This is a genomic window from Noviherbaspirillum pedocola (assembly GCF_016632335.1).
In the GTDB taxonomy this organism is placed as follows: Bacteria; Pseudomonadota; Gammaproteobacteria; order Burkholderiales; family Burkholderiaceae_D; genus Noviherbaspirillum_A; species Noviherbaspirillum_A pedocola.
The window spans coordinates 532,828-551,267 of sequence record NZ_JAEPBG010000003.1; the positions used below are offsets into that span (position 1 = coordinate 532,828).

Below are 18,440 nucleotides of genomic sequence, written 5' to 3' on the forward strand. Positions count from 1 at the left end.
ACCATCGGAGCGCCCTCACCGCGCCAGCGCCAGATTCCACACTGTCACCAGCGCCGCCAGCGTCATCACCGCGAAAGTCACCCACCCCGCGATGCGCAGTCCGCGCGGTATCACGAACTTGCCCATGATGTCGTGGTTGCGCGCGATCAGCAGCAGTATCCATAACAGCGGCACGCTGACGATGCCATTGATGATGGCCGAAATGATCAGGGCCTTGATCGGATCCACGCCGATGAAGTTGAGCACCGTGCCGATCAGCGTGGCAGCGGCAATCACCGCATAAAAGCGCGTGGCTTGATACGGCTTGTGGTCCAGGCCGGTCGGCCATTTGAAGGTTTCGCCCATCGCATAACCCAGCGAGCCGGCCAATGAGGGCACGGCGAGCAGGCCGGTGCCGATGATGCCGGTGGCAAACAGCAGGAAGGCGAAGCGGCCCGCGATCGGCTCCAGCGCCTTGGCCGCCTGCTCGGCCGAATCGATCTGGGTCACGCCATGCGCATGCAAGGTCACCGCAGTAGTCAGGATGATGAAGAACATCACCAGGTTGGAAATCGCCATGCCGCTGTAGGTATCGACGCGGATCTTGATGAACTGGCTGCGCGCCTGTTCCGGCGCACGGCGCACCGGCTCTTCCTCCGGGTCGGCGCGCTGCTCCTCCACTTCCACCGACGACTGCCAGATGAACAGATACGGGCTGATCGTCGTGCCCAGCACCGCCACCAGCATCGTCAGGTAGTCATCGCTGAAGCTGAGCTTCGGAATGAACAAATCATGCCCGACCTGCGCCCACGGCACCTGCACGAACAGCGCGATGCCGAAATAGGAAAACACGCTGATGCCCAGCCATTTCAGCAGCGACGCATACGTCCCATAAGGCAGCAGGATCAGCGCCGCGGCCGAGCCGGCGCCGATGGCCACCGGGAACAGATGCCAGCGGTCGCGGCCGACCACCAGTTCCAGCGCCGCGGCCATCGCGCCGATGTCGGCGCCGATGTTGATGATGTTGGAGACGGCCATCAGGAAAACCACCGCATACAGCACCCAGGGCGGATAGTGCCGGCGCAGATTGCCGGCCAGTCCGCGCCCGGTGACGCGGCCAATGCGCGCGCTGATTTCCTGCACCGCCGCCATCAGCGGAAAGGAAAACATCGCCACCCACAGCATCGAAGTGCCGAACTGCGCGCCGGCCTGCGAATAGGTGGCAATGCCGCTCGGGTCATCGTCGGAGACGCCGGTGATGAAGCCGGGGCCGAGCTGGCGCAGGTACTTGGCAATCGAGTTCAGCATGCGGCGGTGGCCATGAGATCCAATGCCATCAGCCGAACGGGTTCTTCACCTTTTGCGTGGGCTGTTGCTGCACCCGGTCAGGCAGATCGCGCTCCTTTTCCAGCGCGGCCACGACTGCATCGACGATGTCCTTCAATGCCCGCGCCTGCGCCAGGCCCGCCTTGTCGCGTGGCAGCTCCAGCGCGCCGTAGAGCGAGACGCGGTCGACGCGGTTTTCCACGGTCAGCTCGCCCAGCGTGAGCGACTCCGCTTCGTTTTGATACGGTGAGATCGATGCCATTTATCGGGTTCCTTCATTGGAGGTAACTTCCACCGGCCGCGCATTGCCGCGACCGCCATGCGGCGTGGGCACGGGCAGCGCCATTTTCGACGCCTTGATTTCCGGCGCGAGCTTTGGAAAGACATTGATGCGCGCCCTGCCCTCGAGCTCGGCGATCGACAGTGTCTGGTAGTTCATGCCCGGCGCGTTCGGGGTCACATAGGCCGCGGCGCTCTTCGTTGCGGGATCATAGATTGCCTTGAACACCGAGGTCGGCACCAGCACGCGGCCATTGAGGCGCTCGAGATTGTCGCCCTCGAACAGCGGCCCGGTGACGATGTAGATTTCGCCGTCGCGCCGCGCCAGGCTGCGCGTGGCTTCCTCGATGCCTTCCCACAGGATCTGGTTGTTCTTCGGGCTCTGCGGAATCATGTTCGCCAGCGAGAAGCTCTCGTTCTGCGCGGTCTCGTTCGGCATATCGCCGGACGGGCTCATGTGGCCGCGGTCGTAGCCGGACCGGGCATAGTCGGCCAGCTCGGAACGCATGCCAGCCGGCAGGCGCTCTTCGGCATGAAAGGTGTTCTTGCGCTGCAAACCCTTGGCCTGTTCCACTTCCTTCGCCGTCAAATGCTCGGCCGACCACAGCGGGGTTCGCGATACGCCGCTGAACTCCACCGCGTAGGCCGAATAGCACAGCATGCGCGTGTCCTTGGCCAGGTTCGGACTGGTGATCTGCGGCGCCTGTCCTTCAAGAAAATGATCGTTACAGGAAGGAGGCTTGGAAGTGCAGGCCGCAAGCAGCGAGACGGCGCAGAAAAACAGGAGGCGTAAAGCTTTCATCGGACTGCGATCGGTATGGATGGAAATGCCGGTGCCCGGCGCCGACCGCGCCAAACGCGCGGAAGACGGCCCCGGTTACGCGGGCCTTCCTGAGCAGACCAAACCGACCAGTGTTAGTTCTTTGTAAATACGCTGGGCATGTGCATGAGCAAATCCTGTGCAGTCAGACTCCACTTATCGCAGCGGCAGACCGGGCTCCGAATCGCATCAGTGCACAGCGCCGGCGGAGCGAAACATGTCGGCACCCCGTTTCCGGAGTAAAACATGGCGGGCGATATTAGCACTTTGCATCGTTGACAGCACAAAACAGCGCGTGTACAGTGCCCCGAAATTCATCTATATGACTAGATAAACAAATGAATTACACCCGGAGACACGATGACAGGCTGCCGCTATACCAGCGGCTGCACGACGAAATCAGCGAGCGCATCGCCGCGCAGCAATGGCGCCCCGGCGAAGCGATTCCCACCGAAGCCGAACTGGTCAAGCAGTTCTCGGCCTCGGTCGGCACGGTGCGCAAGGCCATCGACATGCTGGTCGCCGAAGGCGTGCTGGAACGCTTCCAGGGTCGTGGCACCTTCGTGCGCCGCGCCCGTTTCGATTCCTCGCTGTTCCGCTTCTTCCGCCTGCAAAAGGAAAGCGGCGAGCGCCAGGTGCCGGAAGGCCGCATCCTGCTGCGCGAAACGCTGGTCGCGCCCTCGGCGGTGGCTTCCGCGCTGCGCCTGCCTGCACACGCCGAAGTGATCCACCTGTCGCGCCTGCGCATGCTCGACGGCAAGCCGCTGCTGGCCGAATCGATCTGGCTGCCGCGCGAACGCTTCGCCGCCCTGCTCGACATCGACGCCTCAGAATTCGGCGACCTGCTGTATCCGCTCTACGAAGAGCGCTGCGGCCAGGTGGTGGCCTCGGCCGAGGAAGATCTGACGGCCGAAGCGGTGGACGATGTCCATGCGCGCTTGCTGCAGATACCGAAGGGCGCGCCGGTGATCGTGGTGGAACGCACCGCACTCGGCTACGACCGCCAGCCGCTGGAATGGCGGCGCTCGCGCGGGCCGGCGGACCGGTTCCGCTATCACGTCGAGATCCGCTGAACAGAACCCCAGACAAGCATTCATCGCCCTGACTCACGCCGCATGCCCATGGCATGCGCGCCGGCTTCGCTCATCCCGCATTTCCCATCCGGAGACAACATGCCATCCACCACCCACTCTCCCGCCGCGCCCAAGGCGCCCACTGCGCCCAATGCACCTGCGGCGCCGGCCATCACGCCGCTGGAACGCCGCACGATGCGCAAGATCGCCTGGCGCCTGCTGCCGGTGCTGATGCTCGGCTACTTCATCGCCTTCGTCGACCGCGTCAACGTCGGCTTCGCCGCGCTGCAGATGAACCATGCGATCGGCCTGAACGCCGCCGCCTTCGGCCTCGGCGGCGGCCTGTTCTACCTGACCTACGTGCTGTTCGAGATTCCGAGCAACCTGGCGATGCAGCGCGTCGGCACGCGGCTGTGGATCGCCCGCATCATGGTCAGCTGGGGCCTGGTGTCGGCGGGAACCGCCTTCATCGTCGGCCCGAACTCCTTTTATGCGATGCGCCTCTTGCTCGGCGCGGCCGAGGCCGGCTTCTTTCCCGGCGTGATCCTGTATCTCACGCAGTGGTTTCCTGCCGCCTATCGCGGCCGCATCATCGCGGTGTTCATGGTGGCGGTGCCGCTGTCGAGTTTCATCGGCTCGCCGCTGTCGGCTGCCTTGCTGCAGCTCGACGGCCTGTTCGGCTTGCAGGGCTGGCAGGCCATGTTCATCCTCGAAGCCGCGCCGGCGATCCTGCTCGGCCTGGCTTCGCCCTGGCTGCTGACGAACCGGCCGCAGGACGCACGCTGGCTCGATACTGAAGAACGCGCCTGGCTGGTCGGTCGCCTGGAGAACGAGCGCCGCCAGGCTGGTCCGCGCGCTTCGCATGCCAAGCTTGCCGACGTGCTGCTCGACCGCCGCGTGCTGGCCGCTGCGCTGGTGTATGCCGGCGCTTCCGGCGCGAGCCAATGCCTGTCGCTGTGGCAGCCGCAGATCATCAAGTCCTTCGGCCTGACGACCACGCAGACCGGCCTCTTGAATGCGGTGCCGTTCGGTGTCGCATCGATCGCCATGCTGTGGTGGGGCAAGCGCTCGGATGCGCGCAATGAGCGGGTCTGGCACACCGGCATGCCACTGGCCCTGGTGGCCGCAAGTCTGGCGCTGGTGCCGCTGGCGCAGCTGTCGCTGCCGTTCACGATCGCGCTGCTGGTCATCGCCGTGGCCTGCACCTACATCTTCAAGGGACCGTTCTGGGCGCTCGCCGCCGACTGGATGCCCGGCGCTGCCGCCGCGGCCGGACTGGCGCAAGTCAACGCCATCGGCAACCTGGCCGGCTTCGTCGGCTCGGCCATGCTCGGCGCGATCCGTGAAGCCACCGGCAGCTTTGCACTGGCGCTGCTGCCGATCGCGCTGATCTCGGCGGCCGGCTGCCTGACGCTGTGGCTGGTGCAGAAGAAGCGCTGAAGCGCGCACATTCACACAACTCACTAATAGAACAACGGAGACCATCATGTTTCACTGGTATCGCGACATCAGCGCCACCGAGCGCAAAACCTTCTGGGCCTGCTTTTCCGGCTGGGCGCTCGACGCGCTCGATGTGCAGATGTTCAGCCTGGCCATCCCGGCGCTGATCGCCGCCTTCGGCCTGGACAAAACCGAAGCCGGCCTGATCGGCGGCGTCACGCTCGTTGCCTCCGCGCTCGGCGGCTGGATCATGGGCGCCGTGTCGGACCGCCTCGGCCGGGTACGCGCGCTGCAGCTGACCATCATCTGGTTCTCGCTGTTCACGCTCGTGTCCGCATTCGCGCAGAGCTTCACGCAACTGCTGGTGTGCAAGGCGCTGCAGGGCTTCGGCTTCGGCGGCGAGTGGGCCGTCGGCGCGGTGCTCATGGCCGAAGTCATCCGACCCCAGCATCGCGGCAAGGCCATGGGCACGGTGCAAAGCGCGTGGGCAGTCGGCTGGGGCGCGTCGGTGCTGCTGTATTCCGCGCTGTTCCTGCTGCTGCGCCCCGAGCTGGCCTGGCGCGTGATGTTCGGCATCGGCATCCTGCCGGCATTCCTGATCGTCTACGTGCGTCGCAACCTGCGCGAGCCGCGTCCGGGCGCGCACGCCGCGGCCGTGCCGGGATCGGGCATGGCAACGCTGATGGGCATCTTCCGGCCCGACATGCTGCGCATGACCGTCATCGGCGCTTTGATCGGCGTGGGCGCGCATGGCGGCTATTACGCGCTGATGACCTGGCTGCCGACCTATCTCAAGACCGAGCGCCACCTGTCGGTGCTGGGCACCAGCGGCTATCTCGCGGTGATCATCTTCGCGTTCTGGTGCGGCTGCATCGCCAGCGCAGCGCTGCTCGACCGCATCGGCCGGCGCCTGAACCTGGTGCTGTTTGCCGCCTGCTGCGTCGTCACCGTGCTGGCCTATGTCTTCATTCCCTTCAGCGACGCCGCCATGCTGGTGCTCGGCTTTCCGCTCGGCTTCTTTGCCGCCGGCATTCCGGCCAGCCTGGGCGCGCTGTTCAACGAGCTGTACCCGGGCGGCATGCGCGGCACCGGCGTGGGCTTCTGCTACAACTTTGGTCGCATCGTCTCGGCCGGCTTTCCGGTGCTGGTCGGCCACATGAGCGCGAAGATGTCGCTCGGCGCAGCCATCGGTATCGACGCGGCGCTGGCTTATGCGCTGGTGGTTGCCGCTGTGCTGGCGCTGCCCGAGACACGCGGCAAGCATCTCGATGAAACAGCCGCGCAGACTGGCGGCTCGGAAAGGTCCGAACGCGACGCCATCCCGGCGCGGCATTGAAGAAGGAATCCCACGTGGCGATCGTCGATACCCATGCCCACATCTTCCAGCGCGGCCTGCCGCTCGCAAGCGTGCGCCGCTACGCGCCTGACTACGATGCCCTCCTCGTCGATTACCTCGGCATGCTCGACGCCCATGGCATCGCGCGCGGCGTGCTGGTCCAGCCGAGCTTTCTCGGCATCGACAACAGTTACCTGCTTGCCGGCCTGGCCGCCGCGCCCGCGCGACTGCGCGGCATCGCAGTGGTCGCACCCGATGTCGATGCGGGAGAGCTCGTGCGGCTTGACGCCGCCGGCGTGGTCGGCCTGCGCCTGAACCTGGTCGGCGGCGCGGCGCTGCCCGATCTGCGTTCGCCGCCATGGCGCGCGTTGCTGCGCTCGGCGGTGGATCTGGGCTGGCATGTCGAAGTGCACCGCGAAGCGCGCGATCTGCCACTGCTGCTTGCGCCCTTACTGGAGGCGGGAGTGAACGTGGTCGTGGACCACTTCGGACGGCCCGATCCGGCCAAGGGCGTGGACGATTCGGGTTTTCGGGCGCTGCTGGAAGCGGGAGCGAGCCGGCGGGTGTGGGTCAAGTTGTCCGCTGTCTATCGCAACGGCGCGAACGGTGTGGGCGAGCGCATCGCGCGGGACGCCATGCCGTTGCTACGCCGCGCCTTCGGCCCAGAGCGCCTGCTATGGGGCAGCGACTGGCCGCATACCCGTTTCGAGGACGACACAAGCGTTGCCGCCAGCCTGGCGCTGCTCGAGACGCTGCTGCCCGATGCCGCCGCGCGCCGCATCGTGCTTAACGATGCGCCGAATGCGCTGTACCGGTTCGTTGATGCCGGCCAGTCTGATGATGGCGCTTCGGGTGACGATCATGCCGCCCCGGCCGCAACAAAGGCCTGAACCGACAGACGCTCACCCTTCCCCTTGCGCCGGCTGCGCGCAATGCCTTCTCTTCCCCTGAAAGCGCGCGCTACTGCCGCGCTTCTCCGCCGCAGCACATGCGTCCCCGACGCTGCCCGTCCTTTTCTGCCCACATCTTCAAATCGGGACAAATTTCATAACGAAAATGCCGGCGATGGCCAATGAAAGGACAACCGGAAACCCGGCTGTGGCGCGAGTCACCGGCGCATTGCAGAATCCTCCGACCGTTTCATTTTGCAAACGCATCACGCTTTCAAAGGCCGATTCATGATGAGAAAACGATTGCCCGTCACGGTGATTACCGGCTTCCTCGGCGCCGGGAAAACCACGCTAGTCAACCATCTGTTATCCGAGCGGCGTGATTGCGCCATCGGCGTCATCGTCAACGAGTACGGCGAGGTCGGCATCGATGGAGAACTGATCGTCGCCGACGAGAACGCCATCATCGAAATCCGAAATGGCTGCATCTGCTGCACCGTGCGCACCGACCTCATCCACGGGGTCAAGGCGCTGCTGGCCCGCACGGATATCGCGCTCGACCGTCTGCTCATCGAGACCTCGGGCCTTGCCGATCCCGCCCCGGTGCTGCAAACCTTTCTTGCCGATGCCGAGCTTCTGACGCAGGTCGAACTCGAATCGGTGATCTGCGTGGCCGATGCCGTCAATCTCGCGCGCCATATCGACGACGATACCGCGCGTGAGCAGATCGCCTTCGCCGACCTGCTTGTCATCAACAAGATGGACCTGCTCGATCCATCGGCCATCGCATCGCTCGAACGCGATCTGCGCAGAATCAACCCTGGCGCCCGCACCGTCCATTCGACGTATTCCCGCGTCCCGGCCGACCTGTTGATCGGCACGCCGCGCTTCTCGCTGGCCAGCCTGCTGGAGATCGAGCCGGGACTGCTCGAGGACGAGCATGACCATGAGCATGATCAGTCAGTCAGTTCGTGCGCCGTCGAAACCGAGCAGCCCCTCGATGCCGCGCTCTTCAACCGCTGGATCCATCAACTGGTGCAGCGCCAGGGAGAAGATCTGCTGCGCATGAAGGGCATTCTCCAGTTCGGCAAGGAAGCGCGCCAATTCCAGTTTCATAGCGTGCACATGCTGATGGAAAGCCGGCCGGGAAAGCGCTGGCCCGCCGACACCGTTCGCAAGAGCCGTTTCGTCTTCATCGGCAGGCATCTCGATGCGCAGGCGCTGCAGCAGGGATTCCTCGCCTGCGCACAGCAAGTCGCCGCGCCCGCCATCGCCTGAACCCCATCAACGGAATCGACCATGAAACTACAGCATTACCTGGGCGGCCTGGAAAACCTCGGGCCGGTCAACCTCGACAAGCGCGTGTTTTTCGCCGACTGGGAAAAGCGCATCTTCGGCATACACACGGTCATGATGGCCGAGAGCGCGCATCTGGACGGCGCGTTGCCGGGATACCGCATCCATGATCTGCCGACGTCCTTCCGGGACAACTGGACCTGGGCGTCCTTGCGCACCGGCGCGGAAGGCATGCAGCCCTTCGAGTATTTCAAATACCGCTATTACGAGAAATGGCTGATGGGCATCAGCCAGTTCTTCATCGACCGCGGTTATGTCGCCGCCGAAGAACTGGACAAGCTGACGCGGCACTACCGCGCCCATCCCGCGGAGCCCTTACCCGACAAGGCCAATCCTCAGTTGAAGGAACAGGTGGTGCGCTATCTGCAGCATGGGGATTCCGGCCTGCGGCCGCTGAACAAGCCGCCGCGCTTCAGCGTGGGCGACACGGTGCGCGTAGCCGATCCCGCCGCGGCCGACCATACGCGCCTGCCCGGCTTTCTGCGCAATCGCGAGGGCGTGGTCAGGGAGGTCTATCCGGGCGCCTTCGAGTATTTCGTCTCCACCGGGCCGGACGGCCTCAATGGGCCGCAGCATGTGTATTGCGTCGCCTTCCAGGCCGCCGACATCTGGGGCGAAGGCAAAAGCGAACCGAACACGGTGATCTATGCGGACCTTTTCGACGCCTATATCGAGCCCGCTGCGCAAGCCACGAACAACTGAATAATCGGAACAGGACATGAACGAACTCTTTCAATACGACCCCGACCGCGAAACAGAGCGCGCGGCAAAAGTCCGCGCTCTCGAGGCGCTGCTGATCAAAAAAGGCGTGCTGGGCAGCGATTCCGTCGATGCGGTGCTGAACCACTTCGAAACCGTCGCCGGGCCATTCAACGGCGCCCGCATCGTGGCCCGCGCCTGGATGGATGCGCAGTACAAGCAGAGGCTGCTGGAAGACACGCCGAAGGCCATCAGGGAACTGAACTTCCCGGTCGGGATGGATGGCGCCGAAGGCGAGCACATGAAGGCCGTGGCAAACAGCGAAACAGTCCATAACCTGGTGATCTGCACGCTGTGCTCCTGTTATCCCTGGCCGGTCCTGGGCTTGCCGCCCTATTGGTACAAGGACCCGGTGTTCCGCTCCCGCGGCGTGCGCGAGCCGCGCGCGGTGCTGAGCGAGTTCGGCGTTGCCGTGCCGGCCGACAAGGAAGTCAGGGTCTGGGACAGCAGCGCCCAGATCCGCTGGTTCGTCATTCCCGAACGGCCCGCCAATACCGCTCACCTGAGCGAAGAACAGCTGGCCGCGCTGGTCACGCCGGAAGCGATGATGGGCGTGGCCCTGGTGTGCGCACCCGCATAGGAGACCGACATGTTCACCAGCTTCGAAGAATATGCCGCGACCCAGATGCTGGGGCAGCCCGATTCGCCGCCGCGCAGCGATGGAAGACTGGTCTTCAGCGAAGATTGGCAGCGCACGGTATTCGGCATGGCGATGGCGCTGTCCAAGGACGGCCATTTCGAATGGGAAGACTTTCGCCAGAAACTCATCGATGCCATTGCCGCATGGGAGAAGAATGCCTGCGGCGGCGAGACCACCTGGGATTATTACGAGCGCTACACCACGGCGCTGATCCAGGTTCTAGAACAGTACGGCGTCATCAAGCCCGGCGAACTGCTCGCTTCAGGCGCGTCAGGCACGTCATGAGCGCAATCGGGCTGCCTGCATCGGCCCACTTGCGCGCCGACATGGGGATCGACGCCAAGCTCAGAAGAATGGCGATGTTCCTCGGCGCCGCCAACATCCTGGTATGGGCGTGGGCATGGTTCGCGCTGCGCGAAGAAGGCGCGCTGCTCGGCACCGCGGCCCTGGCTTACGGCTTCGGCCTGCGTCATGCGCTGGATGCGGACCATATCGCCGCGATCGACAACGTCACCCGGAAGCTGATGCAGGATGGCCAGCGCCCGGCCGCCGTCGGCTTCTTCTTTGCGCTCGGGCATTCGATGGTGGTGGTGCTCGCAGCGGTCCTGGTGGCTTATGCCGCCAGGTCTTTCGGTTCCTGGCTGCCGCGCCTGCAGGAATATGGCGGCCTGCTCAGCGCCTGCATCTCCACCTCGTTCCTGATGCTGATCGGACTGTTCAATGTTTTCGTCCTGGCCAGCCTGTATCGCATGCACCGGCGCATTCGTCGCGGCATGCGGGTGAACGAAGAGCCGGCGGCTATCCGGGGCAATCTCCTGGCGCGCCTGTGCATCCCATTGTTCGCCCGCATCCGCCACAGCTGGCAAATGATTCCGCTCGGCTTCCTGTTCGGACTGGGATTTGAAACAGCGACCGAGGTGACGCTGCTGAGCACTTCGGCACTGCATGCGGCGCAGGGAGCGAGCATTGCCACGGTCCTGCTGTTTCCGGCATTGTTCACCGTCGGCATGCTGACCCTCGATGCGGCCGACGGCATCCTGATGCTGCGGCTGTATGGCTGGGCGCTGGCGCATCCCGCGCGCAAGCTGTACTACAACATGGCGCTGACCTTTCTTTCGATGCTGCTCGCGTTCGTCATCGCGGCGCTCGGCATCACCGGCCTCATCGGCGAGCATTGGCAGCTGGAAGGCGGAATATGGGACGCCGTGCATGTGGCCCAGCAAAACATGCTGACGCTTGGCTACATTATCATTGGCGTTTTTCTGCTGAGCTGGATCGTTTCGCGATGGAGCGATCGCTTCAAAAGCGATAACAACATCTGAACGACAGCCCGATATCACCCGTTTCATATCCGTAGAACCATGCGCAAGATCACCATCGGCATGCTCGTATTCCCGCGCTTTCAATTGCTGGACATTGCCGGCCCCAGCGACGCTTTCGGCGAAGTCAAAGTGCTGAGCCGCGGCGAATGCGAATATGAACTCTTCATCGTCGGCACCACGCGCGGCCCGGTGCAGTCCTCGAGCGGTTTGACCGTGATGCCCGACCGCACCATCTTCGATCCCTGCCCGCACTTCGACACGCTGATCATTCCGGGAGGCCTCGGTGTCTTCAACATCCTGGAAGACACGACCATCGTCGACTGGATCGCGAAACAGGGCGAGGAATGCCGCCGCGTCAGCGCCATCTGCAACGGCGTGTTTGCGCTGGGCGCGGCCGGCATGATCAACGGCAGAACAGTGACCACGCACTGGATGGATGTGCCGCGCCTGGGCAGCATGTTCAAGCGGGCAAGCATCGAGCCGGACCGCATCTTCGTCAAGGACGGCCACATTTACACGACCGCGGGCGTCACCGCCGGCATCGACCTGTCCCTGGTATTCATCGAAGAGGATTTCGGCAAGAAGATGGCGCTGGACGTGGCGAAGTACCTGGTGGTCTATCTGCGGCGCACTGGAGGACAGAGCCAGTTCAGCCCGCTGCTGGAAATCCAGGCTTCCGGAGACTCGGTGGTAGCCACGCTGCAGGATTACGTGATGGCCAATCTCGAAGCCAGGCACAGCCTGGAGTCGCTTGCCGAGCGGCTCGACATGAGCCCGAGGAATCTTACCCGGGTGTTCAAGAGGGAATGCGGCATGTCGCCAATGAGCTATGTCAACGATGCGCGCATCGATGTCGCGCGGCGTTATCTTGAATCCACCGATCTGAGCTATCGGGAAATTGCGCAGCGCTGCGGCATGGAAAGCGCCGACGCGCTGCGCAGGATCTTCGTGCGCCGGCTCAACATCACGCCGCAGGAATACCGTCAGCGGTTCCGATCGGCGGATCAGGCGGTGCAGGCCGCGTGAGCCGGGGCTCATAAAAAACCGGCCGGGAATACCGGCCGGTCTTTTGTACAGACGCGTAGGTTGGGCTGACGAAGGAAGCCCAACGGGAGTCCGCACGGGATTGAGCTTCATGTTGGGCTTGTCAGCCCAACCTACGCAGCCCAACCAAGCAGCCCGACCCACCAACATCGGTCAGAAGCTGATGCGCACCCCACCCGTCACGCCGACATCGTTCTTGCCGCTGCGCGCTTCGCCATTCAGGCCGTAGTAGGCATAGGCGCCCTTGCCCAGTTTCGCGGTGCCTTCCACGCTGGCCTGCACGAAGCTGCGGCCCACGTCCGGCGACACGATGCTCGTCCCCATGCCTGCCAGCGATGCCGATACCGCTGCCTGCGCCAGGTTGCCGCTATCACGGCCCACGCCGACGCTGTAACGCACCGTCGCTTTCGCCGCCAGCGGATCGCGCACCTGCGAGCCACCAGCCACGCCGACCAGCATGCGGGTGCCATTGGCCGAGTAGTCGGACAATTGCAGCGCCGCCGGGGTTGCGGTGTTTTCCTGGAAGCCGTCACGGCGTGAACGTTGCCACATCACGCGGGCGAACGGTTCCAGCGCGAAGCCATGCAACTGCCACGGCGCACGCACACCCAGCGAGACCAGCGCATCGCTGCCCTTCGCATTGTTTTCCAGCACACCGGCGATCTGGAACGGGTCGCCGCGGCGGCTGTCCCAGGTGCTGCGGCCGATGCCGGCCAGCGCATCGACCTTCACGCCGCCCACCGCCTGCTCGCCATACACGAAGGCCAGGTTCTGTTCGACCGAGCCCGAGCCGGCCGAGGCCGACACGTTGGATTGCGCATGCGACAAGCCGGCGCCGAAGCGGGTGTCGCCGTTCTTTACCATGTCCGCGCCCACGGTCAGCTGGGTGCGGTTCGCGGTGAAGCCGGAAGACTGCGTGTCGCTGGTCCAGCGGCCATGATTGCCGGACAGATCAGCCCACAGGGCTTCCTGCGCCGACACGTTCGAAGGCGTCGCGCCGGATAGTTGCCGCGCCACGGTGTTCTGCAGCGACTGCCCTGCCAGCGGCGCTACCGCTGCGATCGCTCCATGCACCTCGCCAGCGAGCGTACGGACCAGGTTCGGCAGCTGGCTGGCCGACACGCCGGCAATGCCATACGTCAGAACGGTCTGCGTATCGGTGGCCGTACCCGCGTCGTTCAAGGCCATCGCCTTGTCCAGCGCACGCGCCGCCGAAGTCGCATTGGTGTTCAAGCCAGGAGCGAAATAGGACGCATACGACACCGGCACCACGCGCAAATCGATGCTGTTGCTGTTGGCGACGTTGTAGAACACCGCCATGCGCGTGCCGTCGGCCATGCCTTGCGGCTGGGTCAGCGGCGCGAAGCGACCGTTGATGCCGCCTTCGGCGGTGACGATGCGGAAGGTGTCACCCACTTGCGGCACATACGGCGTGTAAGTGTTGGCGCCGGTAATGTTCACCAGGTTCGGCAGCAGCGTGGCGCCATTGGCGATGTACTGGTTGCCGGCGCCGGTGATCAACAGACGCGAGTAGTTGCCCGGACCGCTGGCCGTGCCCAGACCGTTGATGTCGGCCTGGAAGGCGCTGCCCGGATTCATCGTGACCGTGGACGACACGGTCAGCGTGCCCGGCGAGTTGCCCGGCGCCAGCGTGCCACTGACCGTGATCGGGCCAGTGACGAGGCCGCTGCCGCGCAGATAGGCGCCCTGGTCTACCGTGACGATGCTGTTGAGCACGCCGTTGGCGCGCAGCATGCCCTGCTGCACACAGGTGCCGTTCTTCAGCGTAGCGGTGCCGGCCATGTTCAGCGTGCCCGCGCCGGACTTGATGAAGCAGCCGTCAGACGATTCACCGAGTTCGGTGTTGCTCATCGTGCCGGTCAGCGTGGTCGTCGTGTTGGCGTCGGTGTAAATGGTAGTGTTGGCCGCGACATTGATCTTCTGGCCGGTGGTCAACGTCACGGTGGTCTGGATGATGCCGCCATTGAGGATCACGTCGCCGGTGCCGATGCCGGTGGGCGAGGTCACCTTGACCAGGCCTGCGTCGATGGTAGTGCCGCCGGTCCAGGCAATGTTGTCGCCGGTCAGCACCAGCGTGCCCGAGCCATCCTTGTACAGACGGCCGCTGCCCGAGAATTGTCCCTTCTCGGTCAGCGTGGTGCCGTCCGCGACATTGATGCTCGAGTTCGACGCCAGCGTGACATTACGCGCAGTGTCGAAGGTTGCGGTAGTGGCCAGCGTGCCGCCGTTGAGCACGACGACGTTCGAGGCGGCGCCCAGCGATGCATCCTTCGCCACCTGCAGCGTGCCGCCGGCATTGACGACGTTGCCGCCGGTGTAGCTGTTGTTGCCGCCGAGGACCAGCGTGCCGTTGTTGACGATGGTGCCGCCACCATGGGAAGCGTTGCCCGCGATGTTCAGCGTGCCTGCGCCATCCTTGATCAACGCGCCATTGCCGGAAACTGCGCCAGTCGATGCAACGGTGTTGTTGCCATCGACGCTCACCTGCGCATTGCTATCGATTGCAAGGCTGCGAGCAGTATTGAAGCTGCCGGTGGCACGCAGCGTGCCGCCGTTGAGCGCTACACCATTCGATGCGTCGCCCAGTGCGGCGTCCGTGCCTACCTGCAGCGTCGCGCCTGCGTTCACAACGTTGCCGCCGGTGTAGCTGTTGTTGCCGCCCAGGACCAGCGTTCCATTGTTGACAGTGTTGCCGCCGCCATGAGAGAGCGCGCCATTGAGCACGAGCGTGCCTGCGCCATCCTTGATCAACGCGCCATTGCCGGAAACCGCGCCGGTCGATCCGACGGTATTGTTCGCGTCGACATTCACGCTCGCATTGCCGCCGAGCGTAAGGTTGCGGGCGGTATCGAAACTGCCGGTGGCTTGCAGCGTGCCGTCATTGAGCGCTACGCCATTCGATGCGTCGCCCAGTGCTGCGTCCGTCGCAACCTGCAGCGTGCCGCCGGCATTGATGACGTTGCCGCCGGTGTAGCTGTTGTTGCCGCCCAAAACCAGCGTGCCGTTGTTGACGGTGTTACCGCCGCCATGCGAGAGCGCGCCGTTGAGCACGAGCGTGCCCGCGCCATCCTTCACCAGCCCGCCGTTGCCGGAAACCGTACCGGTCGATGCGACGGTATTGCTCGCGTCGACGTTCACGCTCGCATTGCCGCCCAGCGCAAGGCTGCGCGCGGTATTGAAGCTGTCGGTGGCACGCAGCGTGCCGCCATTGAGCGCTACGCCATTCGATGCGTCGCCCAGTGCTGCGTCCGTGCCCACCTGCAGTGTCGCGCCTGCGTTCACCACGTTGCCGCCGGTGTAGCTGTTGGTGCCGCCCAGCACCAGCGTGCCGTTGTTGACGGTATTGCCGCCCGCATGAGACACGACGCCATTGAGCGCCAGGGTGCCCGCGCCATCCTTGACCAGCGCACCGCTGCCCGAAACCGTACCGGTCGATGCGAGGGTATCGTCCGCGTCAACGTTCACGTGCGCATTGCCGCTGAGACCAAGGCCGCGCGCAGTATCGAAGCTGCCGGTGGCATGCAGCGTGCCGCCGTTGAGCGCCACACCATTGGCTGCATTGCCGAGTGCGGCGTCCGTCGCAACCTGCAGCGTACCGCCAGCATTGACGACGTTGCCGCCGGTGTAGCTGTTGTTGCCGCCCAGGACCAGCGTGCCGTTGTTGACGGTGTTGCCGCCCGCATGCGACACGACGCCATTGAGCGCCAGGGTGCCCGCGCCATCCTTGACCAACGCGCCGCTGCCGGAAACCGTACCGGTCGATGCGAGGGTATCGTTGGCGTCGACGTTCACGTGCGCATTGCCGCCCAGCGTAAGGCTGCGCGCGGTATTGAAACTGCCGGTGGCATGCAGCGTGCCGCCGTTGAGCGCCACGCCATTGGCTGCATTGCCCAATGCGGCGTTCGTTGCAACCTGCAGCGTGCCGCCAGCGTTCACGACGTTTCCGCCGGTGTAGCTGTTGTTGCCGCCCAGGACCAGCGTGCCGTTGTTGACGGTGTTGCCGCCCGCGTGTGACAGCCCGCCATTGAGTACCAGGGTGCCCGCGCCATCCTTGACCAACGCGCCGCTGCCCGAAACCGTACCGGTCGATGCGAGGGTATCGTCCGCGTCAACGTTCACGTGCGCATTGCCGCTGAGACCAAGGCCGCGCGCAGTATCGAAGCTGCCGGTGGCATGCAGCGTGCCGCCGTTGAGCGCTACACCATTGGCTGCATTGCCCAGTGCGGCGTTCGTTGCAACCTGCAGCGTGCCACCAGCGTTCACGACGTTGCCGCCGGTGTAGCTGTTGTTGCCGCCCAGGACCAGCGTGCCGTTGTTGACGCTGTTGCCGCCCGCGTGTGACAGCCCGCCATTGAGTACCAGGGTGCCCGCGCCATCCTTGACCAGCCCACCGCTGCCGGAAACATTGCCGCTGTCGGTCAGCGTGGTGCCGGAATCGGTGCTGATCGTGCCTGTGCCGGTCAGCGCGATGTTGCGCGCGGTGGCGAAGGAAGCCGTGGTTTGAAGTGTCGCGCCATTGATGGCGATTGCGCCGGCACTATCGCCCAGGTTTGCATCAGCGCTGACTTGCACAGTGCCGGCTCCGATGGTCACGCCGCCCTGAAAGGTATTGGCGCCGGAAAGCACCAGGGTGCCCGTTCCGGTTTTGCTCAGCCCGCCATTGCCAGAAATCGTGCCCGTCATTGCGACCCCATGCCCATTGGTGTCGACAGTGCCGCCAGTGGCGTTGATCGTCGCGTTCTTGCTGGTCACCGTGTCGGCGCCGTATTGCAACGTGCCGCCGTCAAAGGTAAGCGTGGTCTGGGAATAAGCGGTGCTCGACGTGTCATGCAGCGTAGGCGCCAGGTTGCCATTCGTCGTATCGATGTAATGGTTGACGGGAGCCGTGCTCGGAGCGCCGATGACCGTGATGGAACCATCGGAGTTGATGGTGAAGGTTCCGGCGTTGATGGCCGCATCGGACGGCGTCCAGACTGCGGTCAGCGGTCCTGCGGCATAACCGAAGTTGTAGAGACCCGAACCGAGGCCGGCGAATGTCGTTTGCTGAAATGCATAGATGTTGTGGCCACTGCTGCTGCTGGTGAAGTCAACCGCCGATGTGGCCGTATTGGGAAAGAAATAGTTCTGGCCGAGCGTCAATCCACCGGGCAGCACGCCGTTTGAGACATTGACAAAGTTCGGAACAAGGGCAAAAGCGCTGGTGGCGCTGTAGCCGTTGGGGCCAGTCAGGACGATGGAGCCTTCCGGCCCGACGTTGCCCGAGTGCCAGCTGCCGTAGATGATGTTGACGGTGCTCGTGCCATTCGAATCCGGGGTGATGATCCAACCCAGGGAATCGGTATGGGCTGCCGCGAAGTTCATCTGCATCAGTGCCAGAGCGCCAAGCAACGCACGCAATGCGAAATTGCCGCGATGAGAATATCGCTTGCTAGGGCTGCTTTCCGGCGCGATCAGTGCCTTGGACGAGCGCGATTTGCCGCGGGCGCGGGCAAGCTCCGAAACGGCGACGAACATCTTGCTGCACTCATTCCAGATGAGTCGGTAGGTATGGTTCATGAATTTGGAGTCTTTCCAGAGTTTCAGATGGAGGGCCGTACCCGACGTCAACGGCACCGCAAGAATCACGTCAGGCGAGCGCGGGAGTTAGCGAATGACCGGCGCAAGGCAAAAGCATCCCTGGCGGCACATTCGTGTCGCATTCGCTGACGAAAGAGGTTGTATTTTGTTTTCCTGCTATGCGCCCGATCGATCCAGGCCGCCCTTGTCCCACACGAGTCTGAGTTCGGACGCAGCAACGAACATCTTGAGACCGATTCCGCACGCGAAGTAGTAGGTGTTATTCATGGCGTTTCTGGGGATGGAAAAAGCGCGACCAGGCAAGCGTTCATAAGTCCTGACCAACAGATGAATCCGGAAGGCATTGCAACGTCGCTCCACGAAGCGATTTGCTGCGGCAAAGGACGTTCAACTTCTCCGTTTCATAGGGCGCTATCATTTCACTTTTTCCACGTGGAAATTTAAGCCGGTTTCCTAGCGACAACGAGTTAAATACTAATGGTAGTAGGAAACTTACCAATTGACAGTACGCGGATCTCCAGGGCCAATTTCTCCATGCAAGCCTGCAGGGCCGCAAAAGATCCCGGATTGGTAATGCT

Annotated in this window: 14 protein-coding genes; 10 read left to right on the forward strand and 4 right to left on the reverse strand. The window is 63.8% G+C overall.

All coding sequences use genetic code 11. The annotated features are described in order from the left end of the window. Positions 1–15 precede the first annotated feature (15 nt). Genes JJB74_RS10825 through JJB74_RS10835 form a run of 3 tightly spaced genes read right to left on the reverse strand, consistent with a single transcriptional unit; the run spans position 16 to position 2,386 of the window. Positions 16–1,287, reverse strand: coding sequence for an Nramp family divalent metal transporter (locus JJB74_RS10825; RefSeq protein ID WP_200591855.1), 1,272 nt, complete (start codon positions 1,285–1,287; stop codon positions 16–18). A 28-nt stretch (positions 1,288–1,315) separates the two neighbouring features. Next, the gene (locus JJB74_RS10830) at positions 1,316–1,567 is read right to left on the reverse strand and encodes a hypothetical protein (RefSeq protein WP_200591856.1); all 252 of its coding nucleotides are present in this window, start codon (positions 1,565–1,567) and stop codon (positions 1,316–1,318) included. Beyond that, positions 1,568–2,386, reverse strand: a complete 819-nt coding sequence (locus JJB74_RS10835; RefSeq protein WP_200591857.1) for a DNA/RNA non-specific endonuclease — start codon at positions 2,384–2,386, stop codon at positions 1,568–1,570. Between the two features lie 356 nt (positions 2,387–2,742). Here JJB74_RS10835 and JJB74_RS10840 point away from each other — a divergent pair, with 356 nt between their 5' ends. The 10 genes from JJB74_RS10840 to JJB74_RS10885 all read left to right on the forward strand — a co-directional run bounded on the left by JJB74_RS10840 (position 2,743) and on the right by JJB74_RS10885 (position 12,246). Further along, positions 2,743–3,477, forward strand: coding sequence for a GntR family transcriptional regulator (locus JJB74_RS10840; RefSeq protein WP_200591858.1), 735 nt, complete (start codon positions 2,743–2,745; stop codon positions 3,475–3,477). Between the two features lie 195 nt (positions 3,478–3,672). Beyond that, positions 3,673–4,917, forward strand: a complete 1,245-nt coding sequence (locus JJB74_RS10845) for an MFS transporter (protein WP_407672321.1) — start codon at positions 3,673–3,675, stop codon at positions 4,915–4,917. Positions 4,918–4,963: 46 nt separating this feature from the next. Next, complete coding sequence (locus JJB74_RS10850) at positions 4,964–6,253, forward strand: MFS transporter (protein WP_200591860.1); 1,290 nt, start codon at positions 4,964–4,966, stop codon at positions 6,251–6,253. After that, the gene (locus JJB74_RS10855; RefSeq protein WP_200591861.1) at positions 6,250–7,143 is read left to right on the forward strand and encodes an amidohydrolase family protein; all 894 of its coding nucleotides are present in this window, start codon (positions 6,250–6,252) and stop codon (positions 7,141–7,143) included. The genes JJB74_RS10850 and JJB74_RS10855 overlap by 4 nt, the downstream gene beginning before the upstream one ends. 288 nt (positions 7,144–7,431) lie before the next feature. Continuing rightward, positions 7,432–8,421, forward strand: a complete 990-nt coding sequence (locus JJB74_RS10860) for a CobW family GTP-binding protein (RefSeq protein ID WP_200591862.1) — start codon at positions 7,432–7,434, stop codon at positions 8,419–8,421. A gap of 21 nt (positions 8,422–8,442) precedes the next feature. After that, positions 8,443–9,201, forward strand: coding sequence for a nitrile hydratase subunit beta (gene nthB / locus JJB74_RS10865; protein ID WP_200591863.1), 759 nt, complete (start codon positions 8,443–8,445; stop codon positions 9,199–9,201). Between the two features lie 16 nt (positions 9,202–9,217). Continuing rightward, positions 9,218–9,838: a nitrile hydratase subunit alpha gene (gene nthA, locus JJB74_RS10870; protein ID WP_200591864.1), complete on the forward strand. Its 621-nt coding sequence runs from the start codon at positions 9,218–9,220 to the stop codon at positions 9,836–9,838. A 9-nt stretch (positions 9,839–9,847) separates the two neighbouring features. Beyond that, positions 9,848–10,183 (forward strand): nitrile hydratase accessory protein, encoded by a 336-nt coding sequence (locus JJB74_RS10875; protein WP_200591865.1) that lies wholly within the window; start codon positions 9,848–9,850, stop codon positions 10,181–10,183. Beyond that, complete coding sequence (locus tag JJB74_RS10880; RefSeq protein ID WP_200591866.1) at positions 10,180–11,220, forward strand: HoxN/HupN/NixA family nickel/cobalt transporter; 1,041 nt, start codon at positions 10,180–10,182, stop codon at positions 11,218–11,220. Before JJB74_RS10875 ends, JJB74_RS10880 begins: the two co-directional genes overlap by 4 nt. A 39-nt stretch (positions 11,221–11,259) precedes the next feature. Beyond that, on the forward strand, positions 11,260–12,246 hold the full coding sequence (locus JJB74_RS10885; RefSeq protein ID WP_200591867.1) for a GlxA family transcriptional regulator: 987 nt from the start codon (positions 11,260–11,262) through the stop codon (positions 12,244–12,246). 171 nt (positions 12,247–12,417) lie between these two features. On the opposite strand, the gene JJB74_RS10890 is transcribed toward JJB74_RS10885, so the two are convergent. Continuing rightward, positions 12,418–17,841, reverse strand: a complete 5,424-nt coding sequence (locus JJB74_RS10890; RefSeq protein ID WP_200591868.1) for an autotransporter-associated beta strand repeat-containing protein — start codon at positions 17,839–17,841, stop codon at positions 12,418–12,420. Between the last annotated feature and the right edge of the window lie 599 nt (positions 17,842–18,440).